The following is a 17,300-nucleotide window of genomic DNA, read 5'->3' on the forward strand; positions in this document are numbered from 1 at the left end:
ACTGTCAGTCCAGAAGGTTTACCAGCTCCTTCTTCATCTCGTCGTCAATCTTGCGGTACCGCGCGAAAGCCCGGCTGCCCTCCGAATGTCCCGACATGGAGGCAATCAGGTTCGGGTCCTTGACCTGTCTGTATAGATTGCCAATGAAGGTCTTGCGTGCCGTATGGGTAGATGCGACCTCGTATAAAGGTCTTGCCACATCCTCCCTTGTCTTGGGGTCGAGGACTATGACCTTTCGGTCGATGCCCACGTACTTGAGTATCTCCTTTATCTTCTTGTTGTAGCCAAAATGCGAGAACCGGGGGAGCAGAGCGTTCTCCAGATCCTTGTAGCGTTCCAGTATGTCCCGTGCCTTTTGGTTGAGCGGCACACGCACTGTATTGGCATGTTCCATCTTCGTCTTCTGCGGGATATACTCCACGAAGCCGTCCACGATGTTGGCCTTGGTCAGCCTGTTCAGGTCGCTCACGCGGCATCCTATCAGGCACTGGAACATGAAGATGTCGCGATAGACCGGGTAGGTCGGTCCCATGCCGCTCAGGTCGGCATAGTACACCTTGTCCCGCTCTTCGAGGGTCAGGTAAAAGGGGTCACCGTACATCGGACGGGCAATCTGGTACTGGTCGAAAGGGTTGTTCCTTGTCAGCCCGCGCTTGATGCACCACTTGACAACGGTGCGGATGCGGTAGAGCGATCCAGACATGCTGTTCTCGGAACGCCTCTGCCCCACATCGCGAAGTTTCTCGTTCCGATAGAATACGGGATACATGGCCACATATTTGTGTTCCTCCTGCATCCACAGCTTGAAGTCCCGGATGTCGTCAGCCGTTACGGTGTCTATGCACAGGCGGAAGCCTCTCTGGTGCAACACCTCGTGCCGGAAACGCTCGTAGCGCAGCACCTTGTTGAGATTGTCGAGGTGGTGCTTGCGGCTTTCGTCCGCAAGCGGGGTCTCGTCGATGTATTTCCGTATCTGGTACGAGAGCAGGTACTCGTCGGCCTTGTTGCCGCCCCTCGCGTTGATGTTGGGATGGTGGTATTCCTCTATCAGCCCCTTGAGCCAGTTGCCGTCCACGCCACGGTGGTACTCTTTCGTGATGAGGTGGGTAATCTGCTGCACGTCCTTGTCGAAGGCCATCTTCTTCTCCTCCGACACCAGTGCCACGCGGGGCTTGTAGCCCTGCCGTTCCGGGCTCCAGTGGTTGGGGTTGATGGACAGTTCGCTCGCTGCCTTGATGTCCACGCCGCCGATGTCACGTACACGGAAATAGACACGTGCCTGGTCCGTGATGTTGTTCTTGGCGGCGGTCTTCCGGATGAATGCGGTCACTTTCATATATATCCTCCTTTCCGATTTAGTCTATCATTTCCACAAGCCTGCGCTTCATGTCATCGTCTATCGTACGGTAGCGGCTGAACGCCCGGCTGCCCTCCACGTGCCCAGACATGGAGGCGATGAGATTTGGGTCGGGAACCTGCCTGTAAAGGTTGCCCACGAAGGTCTTGCGTGCCGTGTGGCTGGTGGCCACCTCGTACAAGGGTTTCTGCACGGTGTTGTAGCCGTGCGTGTCAAGGATGGTCACCATACGGTCTATGCCGCAGCGTTTCAGCAGTTCCCGTATGCCGAGGTTGTAGGTGTGTATCTGCCTGAACGGGAACAGCCTGTCGGCACCCGCATCATACCGTTCCAGTATCTTCAACGCCTTCTCGTGCAGCGGCACCCTGACGGTCTTTGCCTGGCACTTTTTTGTCTTCTGCGGCATGTATTCCAGAAAGCCGTCCTTGATGTTGTCCCTCGTGAGACGGTAAAGGTCACCCACGCGGCAGCCGACATAGCAGTGGAACACGAAGATGTCCCGGATTACGGCCAGCTTCGGGTTGTCGCTCAAGTCCGCATCGTAGAGGATGTTCCTCTCTTCGGAAGTGAGGAAGAACGGGTCGCCGTAGGTCGGCTCCTTGCAGCCGTAAAGCACATAGACCTCGTTGTCGGAATACTTCATCTTCTTGCACCAGTGCAGGAAGGTGCAGAACAGGTTCATGGTGTTGATGACGGTCGTGCCGGAGAGTGACCTGGGACGGTGGTTGATGAGCGTGCGGGGAGCGTAGAAGTCTGGATATTCCTGCCGCAGCAGATGTTCGTTCACCACATAATCCCGGAAAGCGTTCATCTGCTCCAGCGTGACGGTTTCCACGAAGAGGGTGAAGTCCGCCTCGCCCAGTATCTTCCGGCGGTAGTCGTGGTAGCGGGTCATCTTGCGCTCGAAACGGACGATATGCTCCTTCGTCCTCTCCGCACCGTCGAACTTCTCCAAATACTCGTGGACACGGGCGAGAAGGTTCGAGTGGTCCCGCTCGAATGCCCGGGCTGGGTACAGCACATCCTCGATGACCTGTCTCATCCACCGGCTGTCCGCCTTGTCCGAGAAGGTCTTCTCAGCCCGCTCGATGATGGCGGCGATCTGTTCCGGCAAACGTTTCTGCTCGGCGGCAGGCACAGCCGTCGTTCGCCTGTAACATAGGCTGTCGGTGTCCCAGTACTTGTCCTGCACTTCAAGTGGGGAAACGACCTTTATGTCCACGTTCTTCTCCCGTACCCGGAAACAGATGTTCGAGGTGTCTGGGGAGCACTTTTTCAGATAGACGGTAACTTTCATCTGCGTTGTTTTTTCGGTTATGCGGCAAAGGTATAATAAATTCCCGTAAATGTTCCCATATATCCCGAAAAAACTTGCAACGGATTAAGACAAATTAAAAAGTTGTTCCCGAATCTGATACCGCATAAAACACAGTATATCAACGGCTATATTTGCACTTGTTTGGCTCTTTTTTTCATTTCAGGCTTTATCCGATTCCCTGAATATCATATATTGCAGTTCCACTCTTCTTTTTTTTCCCAACGCAGGTTTGGATTTGCGTTACTTGAAGGTTTTAATGAAGGAAGCCAGCCAGAACCAGTATAGAGATTCTTATCGCTGGTCAAGCGGCTTAATGACATATATGGATCTTCAGGAATTGAACCCGTTACACCAAAACCTAAACGAGCTTTCAAGCTACTGATAAAACGTAAGGAGCTCATGAATTCCTCATTATGTATATTCCAACCTACGGATACAGCCGGAAAATTTCCCCATTTATAATTAGCTCCGAATTGTGTAGCTCCTTCATGACGGATACTGACAGATGCTAAATAACGATCATTGAAACTATAGTTGATACGAGCAAATACACCGATTAACTTAGACTTGTTTTTTTCAGACTTTTCCTCAACTTCTCCTCTTTTTAAGGCAGCTCCAGCGCCCATATTATTATAGCTATATTGATCGGATGGAAAATCCCAGTTTTGCATCCAATAATTTTCATAGGTATTGTCTTGATAAGAATAACCCGCTAAACCAGTAAGATTATGAGCACCAAAATTATTTTTGTATTGGGCTGTGATCTCTAACAGATTATCGATAGAAGCTGTTGTTCCACGAGAAGCAAACCCGTTTTTGCCATTGCGGACAGTTGATATGTGTTTTTTAGTTTCAGCATATCCGCGGGTTTGATTATAAGAGGTTCTCGACACTAATGCTTTTACGAAAAATTCATCCATGGGAGTCAATGTAACGGTTCCGAATGTACGTAATTGGGTACTTTTATTCTCGCCATTACTTTCATATAGCGCAGCTACCGGATTCATATATCCGTTCATTGTCGGATGTTCAATCCAGTTTCCGTTATCGTCTTTCGGACGTTCAGTTGGAATATTGATTAACGCATTTCGGTAAATTTCCCCATTGAAGCTTTTGCCATCTCCTAAGGCTGTATATCTTTGTTCTTTACCCATGATGTTTAAATTAAACTTTAATAAGTTATCCCACATAGAGTGGTTGATTTCCAATCGTGTGGTTAATACTCTATTGTCTGAGCGTTTGATAATGCCTTGGCCAGACTTATAGTTTATGTTTGCGATATAATTAGAGTTGCGATTACCTCCGCGTAGACTGGCATTAGTTACGTAAGAAATAGGAGTCCTTAATATCTGGTCTAGCCAATCTGTGTCGTAACCATAATCAATAGCGCCGGGTTTCCCTTGTTTTACTAATTGACGGTATTGATTGGCATCCATCATATCTAATCTTTTTTTGATTTGCTGGGTAGTGACATAAGCTTGAATATCAATAGTTACAGGTATCTCTCCTTTCACTTTTTTTGTGGTGATGAAAATAACACCATTATTTCCTCTGGTTCCATAAATGGCGGCGGCTGAGCCGTCTTTTATAACATCTATGCTTTCGATATCTTCTGGTGCAACAGTGCTCATATCACCCGGAACTCCATCGACAATAACTAATGGCACCCGGTCTCCTTTTAGTGAGCCGATACCACGCAATACAATTTGGGATGAAGACGTCGGATCACCATTTGGCATGACAATGCCAAGTCCCGCAACCTTTCCTTGAAGCAACTGGGCTGCGTCTTGCACTGAACCTTGAATGAATGTTTCACTTTTTATGCTGGAAATAGATGAAGTTAATTCCCCTTTTTTCTGTGTACCGTAGCCAACCACTACCACCTCGTCTAATTGTTGCGTATCTTCTACTAAACGAATATTGATTTGTTGTTTCCCATTTACAGGAACATCTTGTGTCAAATATCCGATATAGGAAATCTGCAAGATGGCAGAAACAGGAACATCTAACGTATAATTACCATCTATATCTGTAATAGTTCCGTTAGTTGTTCCTTTTATAACGACGTTAGCACCGATAATAGGTTCTCCGGATTTATCTGTAATTGTTCCTGAGACCTTATTGTTATCCTGTTGTTGTTCTGCTTTTTCATCTTTCTTCATCAACATGATATTACTGCCTTCAATCGCATATCCAATATTCGTGTTTCTGAAAATTTGTGACAAAACATCCATTACCGTTTGGTCTTGAGCGTGTACGGATGCTTTACGGTTTAAGTCGATTTCATTTGTATTATAAATGAATAAATAATCAGTTTGCTGTTCTATCTGTTCTAAAATTGAATGCGTAGATTCATTATTAGCATTGATATTGATGCGCATCGTTTGTGAATGTACGGATGCGAGTAAGCTGAAACTGAATACAAATAATGCAATGAATGTTAATCTCATTATTCGAAATGTTTTGTCTTCTGTGTTAAAAGGGGACATAAAATGCCCGTTACAAATTTTTTTCATACATTTGTAATGTCTTATTTGTTAGTACTAAATGAATTTATTTTCGCAAGTCTGGTACTGACTTACGGAAGGGGGATGTTGCAGCATCTCCCTTTTTGTGTAATTTGTGCTGTTAATTGTTTGTTATGTTTTCATTCTCTATATTCTGTATTTAAAAGGTTAACGACTAAATATTTATTTTATCACGATTAGATTCGTCTCTTCATTTTTTGTATAAGTGAATTTATGTTTTAATTGTAATACTTTCAATACATGGTCAATTCCGTCTTTGATACGGAATTTGCCGGAATAACGGTATTGAAGTAAGGATGGTCGTTGAACATCAATTTTAATATCATAATAAAGCTGTAACTTTTCTATTAAACTTTGGATCGACTCGTCTTCGAAACAGAATAATCCCTCTTTCCATTTAAAGTAGTTGTAGTCAGGAATATGGGATGTATTTAATCCTTCCTGACTTGCGATCGCCATCTCGTTCGGCTTTAGGCGTAATCTTTTCGGCATAGTTAAGGAAGATATTTCTACGCTGCCATTTAATAATGCTGTCTCAAATAAAGGACTGTTGTGATATGCCTTAACATTAAATTCGGTACCCAATACATGAATTGCGTATTTTTCGGTTTGTACGGTAAAAGGACGTTTTTTGTCATGATGTACAGAAAAATACCCTTCTCCGTTAAGTTCTACGTTCCGTTTATTTGTGCCGAATTTATTAGGAAATTTCAATGTCGAGCGAGAGTTGAGCCAAACATGTGTCCCGTCCGCTAAAGTTAACTCAGCTCGCTGACCTGTGGGTACATGGATGGTTTGTATTTGTATATCCTCTACCTTTTGTTCTACGAATTGTTTAGTAACAAAGATTCCAATTAAAAAGATCGCTGCTATTTTTAGTGTTTCGATTGCGATACGTCGAATTGTTGGAATGAATTTTTTATGAAGTGTTTTTTGCTCTGTATCCGTATGCCAAAGTGAAATATCATATAATTTACGTAAAGCCAGAAATTCACGCATGTTATCAGGACTTTCGTCCAGCCATGACACTACTTTCAGTCTCTCTTCTTCGGAAACCTTACCTCTTATGTACCGTTGTAGTAATTGCTCCATGAATGTCTGTTAATTTATTTTCTATTATAAAAACAACGCTGTGCGCTAAATCCCTAGTGGAAAAATGAAAAAAATTAAGAAAAAAGAAAATAAAATAAGGGTAGATAGTCTTTCAAGTTGATACGCAAAGCTTTTAAAGCCTTGGTTATGTGGTATTCTACACCTTTTATGGTGAGGTTTGTCTCATCCGCTATTTCTTTTACGGTTTTATTCTCGAAGCGGCTCATCTCGAATATTCGATGAGTTTGTTCTGGTAAGTTTTTTAAAGTTTTGTGGATGATCCTATTGACCTCATCAGAGAAGATCTCTTTCGGATCGCAAGCCTCGAGTGTGGAAATTCTAATGCTTAGTTCTCTATTTTTTATTTCCTCTAAATTTTCAATAGCGGCATCATGTATGGCTTTATGGCGTAAATAGTTAAGGGCTTTATTTTTCAAAATCGTGAGCAATAAGGCTTCTGTTATCTCGTTTTCTCCAGCAGAGACCAGTCGCCAATATTTTACAAGCGATTCAGCTACGATATCCTCAGCCACCATGTCATCATGTACATATGATTTGGTGAACAGGAATGACCGTCGGTAATTCCGTTCATAAATGATATTAAAATCGTCTCCTTTCATCTTCAATACAGATTTAGCGGTAAAAGTAGGAATTTTTGATAGAAAAATAGTTAAAGTAATCATACTTTCATTTTCCCCGCTTTCCGGTTATCTCAAGTATAATATGGGATGAAAGAAATTGATTGTTATCCATTTATCGCATTGATAGTAAAAGGTTAGAGTGGAAAGAGGTCTTGAATACGGAATTCAGACTAAGTTCTATTTACTCAAAATAGTTGGGGTTATCTGTTTTAATTTTAGATCATTATGAGGCGGTGTCTATATGTGGAGACGGGGCATGCCCCGTCTCTCTCTCTAAATCCGTTGTTCCTTACCATTCACGATAAATCGCTTGATAGGTTGTTTTACCGGTCTTAATAGGTAACTCCAATCCTTTTCAGTTGTATCTAACGTGATTTCCAATCCATCTTCCAGTTGTTTTACTTTATAATTAATCTTATTATTTCCAACAGGAAGATCTTTCATTTCAATAAAGTCCCAATCTGATGGTAAATTAGGACTTAGGGTCAAGGTCTTTTTATAGGCTTCTGGTTGTATGCCATATATATAACGAATCAAAGGTGTTGCTATACCATAGATGGTCCATGCTTGAACAGGGCAGCCATAATCAGGCATCATCTCATTAATTGATCCCGGAAGTGTACGGCCAAATGTATCGACGATGCGATTGATATACCATAAAGCCTCATCTACACGTCCGTAAGCGCATTCGGCCATCGCTTGTACGCCTGTTGCGATAGTCATCATGCGATCTCTTTCGACTGCGGATAAATAAGGACCATATTCGCCGCAATGCTCTTTTCGTACTTTATCCAATTGCCGAATAGCTCTGTCTTCTGAGGCAATATGAGTTTCTATTGGAGTGCTTATTACCCAATTCTTGTTAGTTAACCATCCTTTCATAATACCAGTTGGATACGCTTCAAATTGTTTATACATATCCTCATACATTGCGATATGCTTTTTCTTGCTATCCTCATATTCCTGTAAGGAAACCTCGGCAACATCCCACCTGTATTCTGTATTACGAACCTGTTCGATAGCACCTTTAGTCGTTTCTAAGGCTTGCTCTCTCGTTCCATAAAAATCACAATAAATTTCTAAATCCTTATCCCAAAATAGGTCGTTTATCCTTTCTTTCAAATCGATTGCTTGCGAGGCGCACTCACTGGCAAATGCTTCTTCTCCCATTATTAAGGCAATCTGCGACATAACTTCCAGTGCTTGCTGGGTATAAACAGAGACATCAATCAATTCCGCATTTAATCCTCTAACTTCCATGATTCCATACCCTTCGGGGAACATATTCTTATTTGTATCCATATCTTTCAAAAGGAAGTTCAGACCTTTTTGCATATAAGGATACATATCTGCAAGGAATTTGTTATCACCAGTCCATTTATAAACATTCCATACAGCGATGACAAAATGAGCAGTCTCTTGAGTATTTCCTTTGTGGCTGACGAATGCGTTGAATGCCATTTCATGCAAAATACGGCCATTCCTATTGGCTTTCTCTGACATCTCTTTGATAACTCTCAATGTCTCTTTTGCTAATTTTTGGTCACCTGTAGCGACAAGGCCTTGTAATGAATAAGAATTATCACAACCGAATAACCATGGATATTCAATTGCGCCCGCTCCCAGAAAGCGTCCTGCACTTTCCATATCTGCCGCAAGCCATTCCGTATTGATTTTGCACCAGTTATAAACCTCTTGTAACTTTTTATCTGGAATGTTAATCCGTCCTCTCTCTAATAGTTGGGTGTAATACATTTTTTTATCTTCCAACATTTCGGAATGGTTCGCTAAGATGTCTTTGTAACTTTTTAGGGCATCCTCCTCACTGTCTTTTGATCCTGCGATGACGAAAGAAAGTTTTTTCTCCTGATTCTTAGGAAGTGTAATCGTATAAGTAGAAGAGGCACTTTTACCCGTTCCTTGCGTATTTATATAAGTAGGAGTATCTAGTTGATAAATACTCGTATGTTGATCCGCTCCCCAAATCACGTTCCAGTTATTACCTAAATCTTTCGCTTTAAAAATGGCATCTTGGGCATCCCAGTTCACGACATCATTTGCGTCTTTTAACCCGATTGTCCCGGATGACCATACAGGCAACAAATCTGTTTTTGCGACAAAATCAAAAAGGACTGTTTGCTCTGAATCCGATACATTTTCGATGGTATAGGTAATAACAACACCATTTTCTCCTTGTGGGCAAAATTGGAAACGATTGACACGGATACTATTATTAAATAAAGGAGCGTACTCAAATTTACTTCCAAAAGGATAATTCGTATATTGTATTGCGTTTTCCAACCAACAAGAATTACCTTTATTATCTGTCATTTTTACCCAAAAGCCATCTAATAGCTTGATCAAATGATTCCAAACTCCTCCCATCTCTCCGGGAGTATGTCCACCAAGATCAGGGAAGTTTCCATCTTGCGTACCTATTATGTAGGTTTTATCTCCTGCTGTCAGATAAGGATTTTTTTCTTGACCCGCTTGATTCGAGATTCCTTCCATGATTGTTTGTATCTCCTCATCTTGAGTGATACTTTCATTTGTTTGACAAGATATAAATCCCCCCAGTAAACAAATGCATAGATAAAGTGACTTTAGATATTGTGTCATATTCAAATCTTTTGTGGATAAAAGTGGAGGGGATATTATGATACCCCCTCACACTTACTATAATTAATATCCCGGATTCTGTGTCAACGTCGGTTTACCATCGACATAGCTTCTATCTATTTCAGTTAGAGGAATAGCGTAATAGCGATGGTTCTTATCAAAAACGGCTCCATTTAAATATTGGATATGTCTTTTTTCTCTTTCGATATATTTATTTAAAAAATCCTCAGCGATATCCCAACGTACCAAATCGAAGAAGAAATGACCTTCTAACGCAAGTTCCAAGCGTTCTTCAAATCGTACACGTTTTCGTAATACATCTTTACTTAGTCCTGCCCATGAATCCTTATAGATATCCACTTTATAATTGGCGGCAGCTGGACCATTGCCAAAAGGTGCTTCATCTCCTAATCTCACGTAAGATCCGTCTTTTGCCCTTTGACGAATCATATTGACATATTCTTTTGCTTTCTCAGGGTTACCAACCTCTACCTCACATTCCGCAGCCCACAATAATACTTGGGCGTATCGAATAATATTGAAATTCATTGCGTTAAATTTTGCTGTATTGTCATAAGCGTATGTAGCAAGTTGGTTTTCTAATATAATCCATTTTTTTTGGTTATAAGGACCTGCGCTGACTTGATCCCTGATCCAAGCTTTTCCCGGGTGCAATCCCCAATCATGATATGGAACGCCTCTACGACCAACGACCCAGTCTAATCTCGGATCTACAGGGGTTTCCATATCCGGTTCCCATGCCTCGCTAGATTCGATATCTTGGTCGTTTTTGAATTCATGGTCAGCGTAAGTGTCAATCATGGGTAGGCCATTTTCGTCTACTTGATAGGCATTTACTAAGTCGAAAGTAGGTTGTTGGAATCCGGCTCCACTTAAGTTTGGTTGATCTGGAGCATTGGGATAAGATAAGTCGAAACCACGTTGGCTACGATCGTAACCAGCTCCCGCTACATTTACCGCTACCTGGTTAGACCATACCACTTCTGCGTTATTGTTTTGCTCCGCATTGAAGTTATCAAAATAATTGTCAAGTAACTTATATTTTCCGCTAGTGATGACTTCGTCTAATAAAACTTTTGCTTCGCTATATTTTTGCTGGAATAAATAAGCCTTGGCCAAGAACGCTTTAGCGGCGTTTTTCGTAGGTCTTCCAGGCTCACTCTGATTATCCGGTAAAATTCCGGTAGCAAAAGAGAAGTCTTCTTCAATATTAGGCCAAATATCTTTGTCATTGGGAACCCTTCTTTGCGGATCTTCTACGTATTCATCAATATAAGGGACCATGTTCCAGATTTTTTTCGCTTCAAAATGATAATATCCTCTTAGGAAACGGGCTTCTGCTCTAATTTCCATTTCACTTTCTTCTGATAAGCCATCAATTTTATTATCATTCAGCATACGAAGTACGTCGTTGCAACGCTCAATAGCTCCATATACCAGTATCCATTTATCCCGGATACGACCATTTTCAGCAGTAGCGACATAACGCTCCATCTGTAGCAGTTCGCCTTGATCGCCGGTAGTACTTCCTTTATGGATATTTCCAGCGCACATATCTCCATAGAAGACATTATCCGGCCCACTTGTTATTCCCCAAACTCCGTTGATAAATCCGTTTAATGGACTATAGCAGGCAATAAGGAGTTTATTCACGGTACTTTCATCTGTTAATACAGACTCATTCAATTTGCCTAATGGTTGTTTATCCAAAAAATCAGAACAACCATTAAACAGGCTAACAGCCATCGTGACGGTTACCCATGTGAACGTTTTTTTCGCTATATGAAATAGATTTTTCATGTTTGTTTAATTTTAAGTATTAGAATGATAAATTGAAACCAATGGAGAATACGCGTGCTAGTGGCATATTATTCATATAATCGACACCCATATTCTTGTCATCGCCGTTCTTAACCTCGGGATCAATGTTGTTATACTTTGTCAATGTCAATAAGTTTTCCGCATTCAAATAAACACGACATTGCTGGAGTCCAATTTTCGAAAGCGTTTGTTTTGGAAGGGTATATCCTAATTCTAATTGTTTCAAACGAATATAAGAACCATCTTCAATTAAGTATGAAGAAACCTTACCTGCCTCATCATTTGGATTCAAGATATTGATCTCCGGCAGTTCCGCATTTCTGTTTTCAGGAGTCCAAGTATTCAATATACGGGTACTTTTATTGAAATAATCTCCCCAGAAATCAAGGCCATCCCTACCGCCTTTCGATGCGAAACAAATATCATTTCCTTGACTGCCTTGGATATAAAGAGACAAATCGAAGTTCTTGTAATAGAAGCGTGAACTCAAAGAGTACTCGAAATCAGGGTGAGGATTACCGATATAGGCCCTATCTTGGCTGTCTATTTTTCCGTCATTATTCACATCTCTATATTTCCAACGGCCGATTGCTTTGTCTGACTGTTCTACATGCGAGTCGACCTCGCCTTGTGTTTGGAAAATACCATCGATCACATAGCCATAGAAAGAGGAAATCGGATGACCTACTTCTGTTCTTGTATATGTGTTCGATATGAATTGATTTGAAGCTAATTTCTTTACCTCATTACGATATCCGGACAAAATGAGCCCTAATTCGTACCGGAAACCATAGTCTGTCGTATTCTGGAAATTGATATTCAATTCATATCCGTTATTTTGCATTTCACCGATATTCATAAATGGGGCACTTGCCACTCCTCCGGTAGAAGGATAAGTAATTCTTTGCAAGATGTCGGTAGTATATTTATGGTAGAAATCGAATGACAAATTCAGTTTATTATTAAAAAGACCTGCGTCGATACCAATGTTTGTTTGTGTAGTCGTCTCCCATTTAAGATCCGGATTACCAATGCTCTCCTTACTGATACCTTGAGTGACAGAGTTTGGATCTCCCGCTATAGGATAGCTGCTAGTTGAGATATTCGTATAATACATGGACGCAAATGCGTAGTTATCGATATCCTGATTTCCTGTCAAACCGTAACTGGCTCTGATTTTCAAATCACTAAGAATATCTTGCCCTTTCATGAAGTTTTCTTCCGTAAGTCTCCATGCGGCGTTTACCCCTGGGAAGTAGCCATATCTATGATTCGCACCAAAACGTGAGGACCCATCTCGACGAATAATAGCCCCTAAATAATATTTGTCTTTATATTGATAATTGACACGTGCGAACAGAGAGAACAAAGCGTATTCATTTGCGTTGCCTGTATTGTCCTTGTTGGATTCGCCAGCGTCAAGGTATCTATAATCGGGATCCTCGATAATAAAATTACTTCTATAAGCAGAGAGATTCTCTATTTTAGAACTAATGGCTTCTGTACCTAGCAAAACATTCAGATTATGTGTTTCACGAAATTTTTTCGTGAAGGTCAAAGTATTGTTCCAAACCAATTCTGATTTACGGCCTCTTGCTTCCTTTAAAGAATTCACTAGCGTATTTGCGTCTCCTTTGTTCCAATAAGTTTTTGGATTGAACTCTTTGGAGCCGCTATCCTCAACGTTTACGCCGACATTTGTCTTGAATTGGAAGTATTTCAAGAAATTGATATCCAAATACAAATTACCTAACAAGTTGAGGTTGTCATTGTAATTCTCTCTTTGATTATAAAGTTGGGCTACCGGATTCTTGGAATCACCTAAACCATTAGCTTTTGTTCCGGCCCAATTACCTTCTACGTCGTAAACCGGAATAAGCGGAGCCATACGTACGGCCTCATGGTCTGATTTGCTTCCTTTGTATTTAGAGTAAGTTGCGCTTAGGTTTGATCCTAATGTGGCGAAGCTCAAAATCTTAAATTGAGAATTGGCTCGTAAAGAGAAGCGATCATAGCCCGCCCATTTTACAAGAGCTTCTTGTTTATAATAGTTTGCGCTCAAGAAATATTTAGACCCATTGCCACCTCCTTGTGCGCTGATATCAATGTTTGTAGTCGGTGCGGGGCGATAAACTTCATCAGCCCAATTAGTTCCGATCTTATTAGCGCGCATAAATTGATTTTCCGCAGTATTATAAGTGCTGAGATCTACCTGGCCTTCCATGGCTCCTGCCGGTAGAATATAATCAGGAATGACGGGTGTAGCTCCGTTGCCATATTGGTCATGCTGTGGTGTTAACCCGGCGTTTCTCATTGCGTTCCACAAGACTTCTCCATATTGTTGGGAGTTTAGCATTTCCGGCAAGTTGGTGGGAAGTTGCACGCCTACGTTTACTTTTACGTCAACGGTAGGTTTTCCTTCTTTACCTTGCTTTGTCGTGATTAAGATAACCCCGTTAGCTGCTTGGGAACCATAGATAGAGGCGGAGGAAGCATCCTTCAATACTTGTACAGACTCTATACTTGAAGGATTTATTTGGGATGCGATCTCGCTTTTTGTAGGAAAACCATCAATGACATACAACGGGCTGTTATTATTCAGTGTTCCGACACCTCGAATACGGATAGCAGGAGCATCGCCAGCTACGCCGGAAGTTGTTACGGACACACCGGATAACCTACCTTGAAGAAGGTTCTGTATATTCCCGGATGATTGAATAGATAAATCCTTCGTAGATATGGAAGAGATAGATCCGGCTACGTCTTTCTTGCGTTGCGTACCATAACCGATAACAACGACATCATCCAATGCTTGTGCGTCATCCTTCATGGTAATTTGGATGTTCGTCTGCCCTTTGGTCGGGATTTCTTGTGTCTGATATCCGATATAGGAAATTTGCAAGATGGCGTTCTCGGAGACCATAAGGCTGAAATTTCCGTTAATGTCGGTGATTATACCGTTTGTGGTTCCCTTCTCCACGATATTTGCTCCAATGATAGGTTCACCAATTGCGTCTTTCACAACACCGGTAATTCTCCGGTTACTCTGTTGTGTAACAGAAGTGTTTTTTCGCATTAACATGATGTTATTACCCTCCATCGCATATGAGATGTCTGTTTGGGTAAAGACAGATGATAACACATCTGCTACGGTTTTATTTTGCGCCTCTACGGAAACCTTACGATTTAGATCTATTTCTTTGGTGTCGTACACAAAGAGATAGTCTGTTTGTTTTTCGATTTCGTTTAAGACAATTTGAGTGTTTGCATTGTTCACATGGATATTGACCCGTGTATTTTGCGAATTAACAGATGCAAACATTCCTGTGGTTGATAGAAATAGTGTTATAAAAGTTAACTTCATAACTCTTTTTGTTTGATTTTTCATACATTTGTAACTCTTGAATTTGATACTGATGATTTAAGTGCATGTGGTATTGATTCTTTCCGGGGAGTGTTGCCGCATTTCCCGGTTTTTATATACCGTTTCTTTTTTGATATTTTTTATCTCATAGGCATACATGATTTATAAGGTTAACATTCTGTTCTTACTTTATGATTATTAGATTCTTATCGTCATCTTTGATGTATGTGAATTTATGTTTTAACTGAAGTACTTTTAATACATGCTCTATTCCATCTTGAATACGAAATTTGCCGGAATAGTGATGTTTCAACAATGAGGGACGTTGGATCTCAATCGTAGTATCATAATAAAGTTCTAGTTTCTTTATTAGATCTTGGATTGATTCATTCTCAAAACAGAACAGGCCTTCTTTCCATTTAAAATAGTCGCTATTATTAATTGTAGATTTCTTGAGCATCCTATTCTCTATACTAACGATTTCATTAGGCTTGAGTTGTAATCCATTTCTTAAATTAGGGGAACTGATTTTTACACTACCCTTTAAAAGGGCGGTTTCGAACAAGGATGTGTTATGGTAAGCTTTTACATTGAACTCTGTACCTAATACTTGAACATCATGATTTTGGGTATGTACGGTAAATGGACTATTTTCATTGTGCTGGACAGAGAAGTAACCTTCGCCGTCTAATTCCACGTTTCGGGTGTTTGCGCTGAATTGTTCAGGAAATTTTAGGGTTGAGCGAGAGTTTAGCCATACATGCGTACCATCGGCTAAGGTGACCTCTGCCCGTTGTCCGGCAGGGACATGAATGGTTTGCATTTGTTTCTTGTTCGATTGTTGTATCTGCAGTTGTTTGCTTCCCCAAAAGCCGATTAGAAAGATGGCTGCGATTTTTAAGATCTCGGCCATTATCTTCCGTATGGAATAATGTACTTTCTTTACGGAATTTGTCTTATCTGTATTGGCTTGCCAAAGTGAAATGTCATATAATTTGCGTAAAACCAGAAATTCACGCATGTTTTCAGGGCTTTCGTCTAACCATGATGCTATTTTCAGTCTTTCTTTCTCTGAAACCTCTCCTTTTATGTATCGTTGTAGTAATTCCTTCATGGTATCTATTAATTTCGCTTTATAAATAATAAACGATGCTGCAAGATAGATCCCTAGTGGAAAAACGAGAAAAGTCAAGAAAAAAGAAAATAGAATAAGGGAAGATAATCTTTTAGATTGATACGTAATACTTTTAAAGTCTTGGTAATGTGGTATTCTACTCCTTTTACGGTGAGGTTGGTTTCTATAGCGATTTCTTTCACTGTTTTGTTTTCGAAACGACTCATCTCGAATATCCTGCGAGTTTGTTCGGGCAATGATTGTAGGGTGCGCTGAAGGATTGTGCGTATCTCTTCCCGGAAAATTTCTTCTGGATCGCAAGCCTCTAAAGTAGATATGCGGATGCTTAGTTCTCGCTTTTTTATTTCTTCTAGATTTTCGATCGCAGCATCATGTACAGCTTTATGGCGTAAGTAGTCGAGAGCTTTATTTCTCAAGATCGAAAGTAAAAGAGCTTCTGTTGCTTCTCCTTTTTGGGTGGAGATTAGTCTCCAATACTTCACAAGAGAATCGGATACGATATCTTCTGCTATCATATCATCATGTACGTATGATTTAGCGAACATGAACGATCGTTGATAGTTTCGTTCGTAAATAATGTTAAAATTGTCTTTTGCCATTATAAGCTGAGTAATAAAAATAAGATTACATGACTTCTGGAGTAAAACTAAGTTCTTCAAAGTTCCCTAGGAACTATATTCGGTATTTACAAACTACGCTTCTTCCTAATTCACATATTGTATCTACAGAGCGTAAATAGACTAACCGGTGGGACTTTTATGCCCTGAAATCATATAGTTATGTCAATAAAATATAAGACAATATTGATTTAGAATAGAAAAGATTGTGTTTTGCTAAAAGAAATCAATATATTTGCCTTATCTTTTGGAGTTTTAACATAAAAGGCATTTGGCACTAAATAGTCATGAACATAGTTCCTAGGGAACTATTTTCTTCATTCCTACAGAAGACAAAAGTTTCGTGCCGAAGAAACCTTAGTTTCCCTATATAGAAACAAAAGTTTCCTAAGCGGAAAACAAAGGTTTTAGCGGTATAAAACTTTAGTTTTTCATGGATAAAAACTGTATAAGCTTATATGTTAATGTTTTGTCTGTATAAGGAAGAGACCGTATGATGATTGCGGCAAGTGTGGAGAGATCGTTCTGTTTAGAGATAGAAAAGTAGTAAATGATGGTAGATAGGGCCTGATAATTGTAGATGTTTTTTATCTACCACCATAGGCTAAACCGTCTAAAGATAGATGATTACAAGGATAGTTGTAGATGTTGTAGATAAATTGGATATTTTTGAACCTTAGTCAGTAAGAGAGAGTACTGTTCGTGAGTTGATGAAGGAGATCTCCTCATTGGCTATTCGCTTATCTGGATTTGGGAAAATTACGAGATCAAATACGAAACATCCCGT

At 40.8% G+C, this 17,300-nt stretch carries 10 protein-coding genes; all 10 read right to left on the bottom strand.

Features of this window, described 5'->3' with window-relative positions; translation table 11 throughout:
- Positions 1–4: 4 nt before the first annotated feature.
- Positions 5–1,336, bottom strand: coding sequence for a site-specific integrase (locus tag ACESPU_RS16330; RefSeq protein WP_005863205.1), 1,332 nt, complete (start codon positions 1,334–1,336; stop codon positions 5–7).
- A gap of 19 nt (positions 1,337–1,355) precedes the next feature.
- On the bottom strand, positions 1,356–2,654 hold the full coding sequence (locus ACESPU_RS16335) for a site-specific integrase (protein ID WP_005863203.1): 1,299 nt from the start codon (positions 2,652–2,654) through the stop codon (positions 1,356–1,358).
- A gap of 206 nt (positions 2,655–2,860) precedes the next feature.
- Positions 2,861–5,125, bottom strand: a complete 2,265-nt coding sequence (locus ACESPU_RS16340; RefSeq protein WP_373133516.1) for a SusC/RagA family TonB-linked outer membrane protein — start codon at positions 5,123–5,125, stop codon at positions 2,861–2,863.
- 240 nt (positions 5,126–5,365) lie between these two features.
- Entirely contained in the window at positions 5,366–6,295 is a 930-nt protein-coding gene (locus ACESPU_RS16345; protein ID WP_008772924.1) for a FecR family protein, read from the bottom strand.
- 74 nt (positions 6,296–6,369) lie between these two features.
- Positions 6,370–6,915 (bottom strand): RNA polymerase sigma-70 factor, encoded by a 546-nt coding sequence (locus ACESPU_RS16350; protein WP_005867296.1) that lies wholly within the window; start codon positions 6,913–6,915, stop codon positions 6,370–6,372.
- Positions 6,916–7,209: 294 nt separating this feature from the next.
- Positions 7,210–9,555, bottom strand: a complete 2,346-nt coding sequence (locus ACESPU_RS16355; protein WP_122143852.1) for an amylo-alpha-1,6-glucosidase — start codon at positions 9,553–9,555, stop codon at positions 7,210–7,212.
- A 63-nt stretch (positions 9,556–9,618) separates the two neighbouring features.
- Positions 9,619–11,376: a RagB/SusD family nutrient uptake outer membrane protein gene (locus ACESPU_RS16360; protein WP_158532704.1), complete on the bottom strand. Its 1,758-nt coding sequence runs from the start codon at positions 11,374–11,376 to the stop codon at positions 9,619–9,621.
- Between the two features lie 19 nt (positions 11,377–11,395).
- Positions 11,396–14,611 carry a TonB-dependent receptor gene (locus ACESPU_RS16365; protein WP_232299930.1) on the bottom strand — a complete coding sequence of 1,072 codons (3,216 nt, stop codon included), beginning with the start codon at positions 14,609–14,611 and terminating at the stop codon, positions 11,396–11,398.
- A 334-nt stretch (positions 14,612–14,945) separates the two neighbouring features.
- Complete coding sequence (locus ACESPU_RS16370; RefSeq protein ID WP_009275289.1) at positions 14,946–15,875, bottom strand: FecR family protein; 930 nt, start codon at positions 15,873–15,875, stop codon at positions 14,946–14,948.
- A 74-nt stretch (positions 15,876–15,949) separates the two neighbouring features.
- Complete coding sequence (locus tag ACESPU_RS16375) at positions 15,950–16,495, bottom strand: RNA polymerase sigma-70 factor (RefSeq protein ID WP_009016548.1); 546 nt, start codon at positions 16,493–16,495, stop codon at positions 15,950–15,952.
- Positions 16,496–17,300 lie beyond the last annotated feature (805 nt).

Source organism: Parabacteroides sp. 20_3, assembly GCF_964238835.1.
GTDB lineage: Bacteria > Bacteroidota > Bacteroidia > Bacteroidales > Tannerellaceae > Parabacteroides > Parabacteroides distasonis.

Bases quoted from the DNA above. Each gene is read 5' to 3' on its own strand.
- ACESPU_RS16330 (WP_005863205.1), bottom strand. From the start codon at position 1,336: ATGAAAGTGACCGCATTCATCCGGAAGACCGCCGCCAAGAACAACATC.
- ACESPU_RS16335 (WP_005863203.1), bottom strand. From the start codon at position 2,654: ATGAAAGTTACCGTCTATCTGAAAAAGTGCTCCCCAGACACCTCGAAC.
- ACESPU_RS16340 (WP_373133516.1), bottom strand. From the start codon at position 5,125: ATGAGATTAACATTCATTGCATTATTTGTATTCAGTTTCAGCTTACTC.
- ACESPU_RS16345 (WP_008772924.1), bottom strand. From the start codon at position 6,295: ATGGAGCAATTACTACAACGGTACATAAGAGGTAAGGTTTCCGAAGAA.
- ACESPU_RS16350 (WP_005867296.1), bottom strand. From the start codon at position 6,915: ATGAAAGGAGACGATTTTAATATCATTTATGAACGGAATTACCGACGG.
- ACESPU_RS16355 (WP_122143852.1), bottom strand. From the start codon at position 9,555: ATGACACAATATCTAAAGTCACTTTATCTATGCATTTGTTTACTGGGG.
- ACESPU_RS16360 (WP_158532704.1), bottom strand. From the start codon at position 11,376: ATGAAAAATCTATTTCATATAGCGAAAAAAACGTTCACATGGGTAACC.
- ACESPU_RS16370 (WP_009275289.1), bottom strand. From the start codon at position 15,875: ATGAAGGAATTACTACAACGATACATAAAAGGAGAGGTTTCAGAGAAA.
- ACESPU_RS16375 (WP_009016548.1), bottom strand. From the start codon at position 16,495: ATGGCAAAAGACAATTTTAACATTATTTACGAACGAAACTATCAACGA.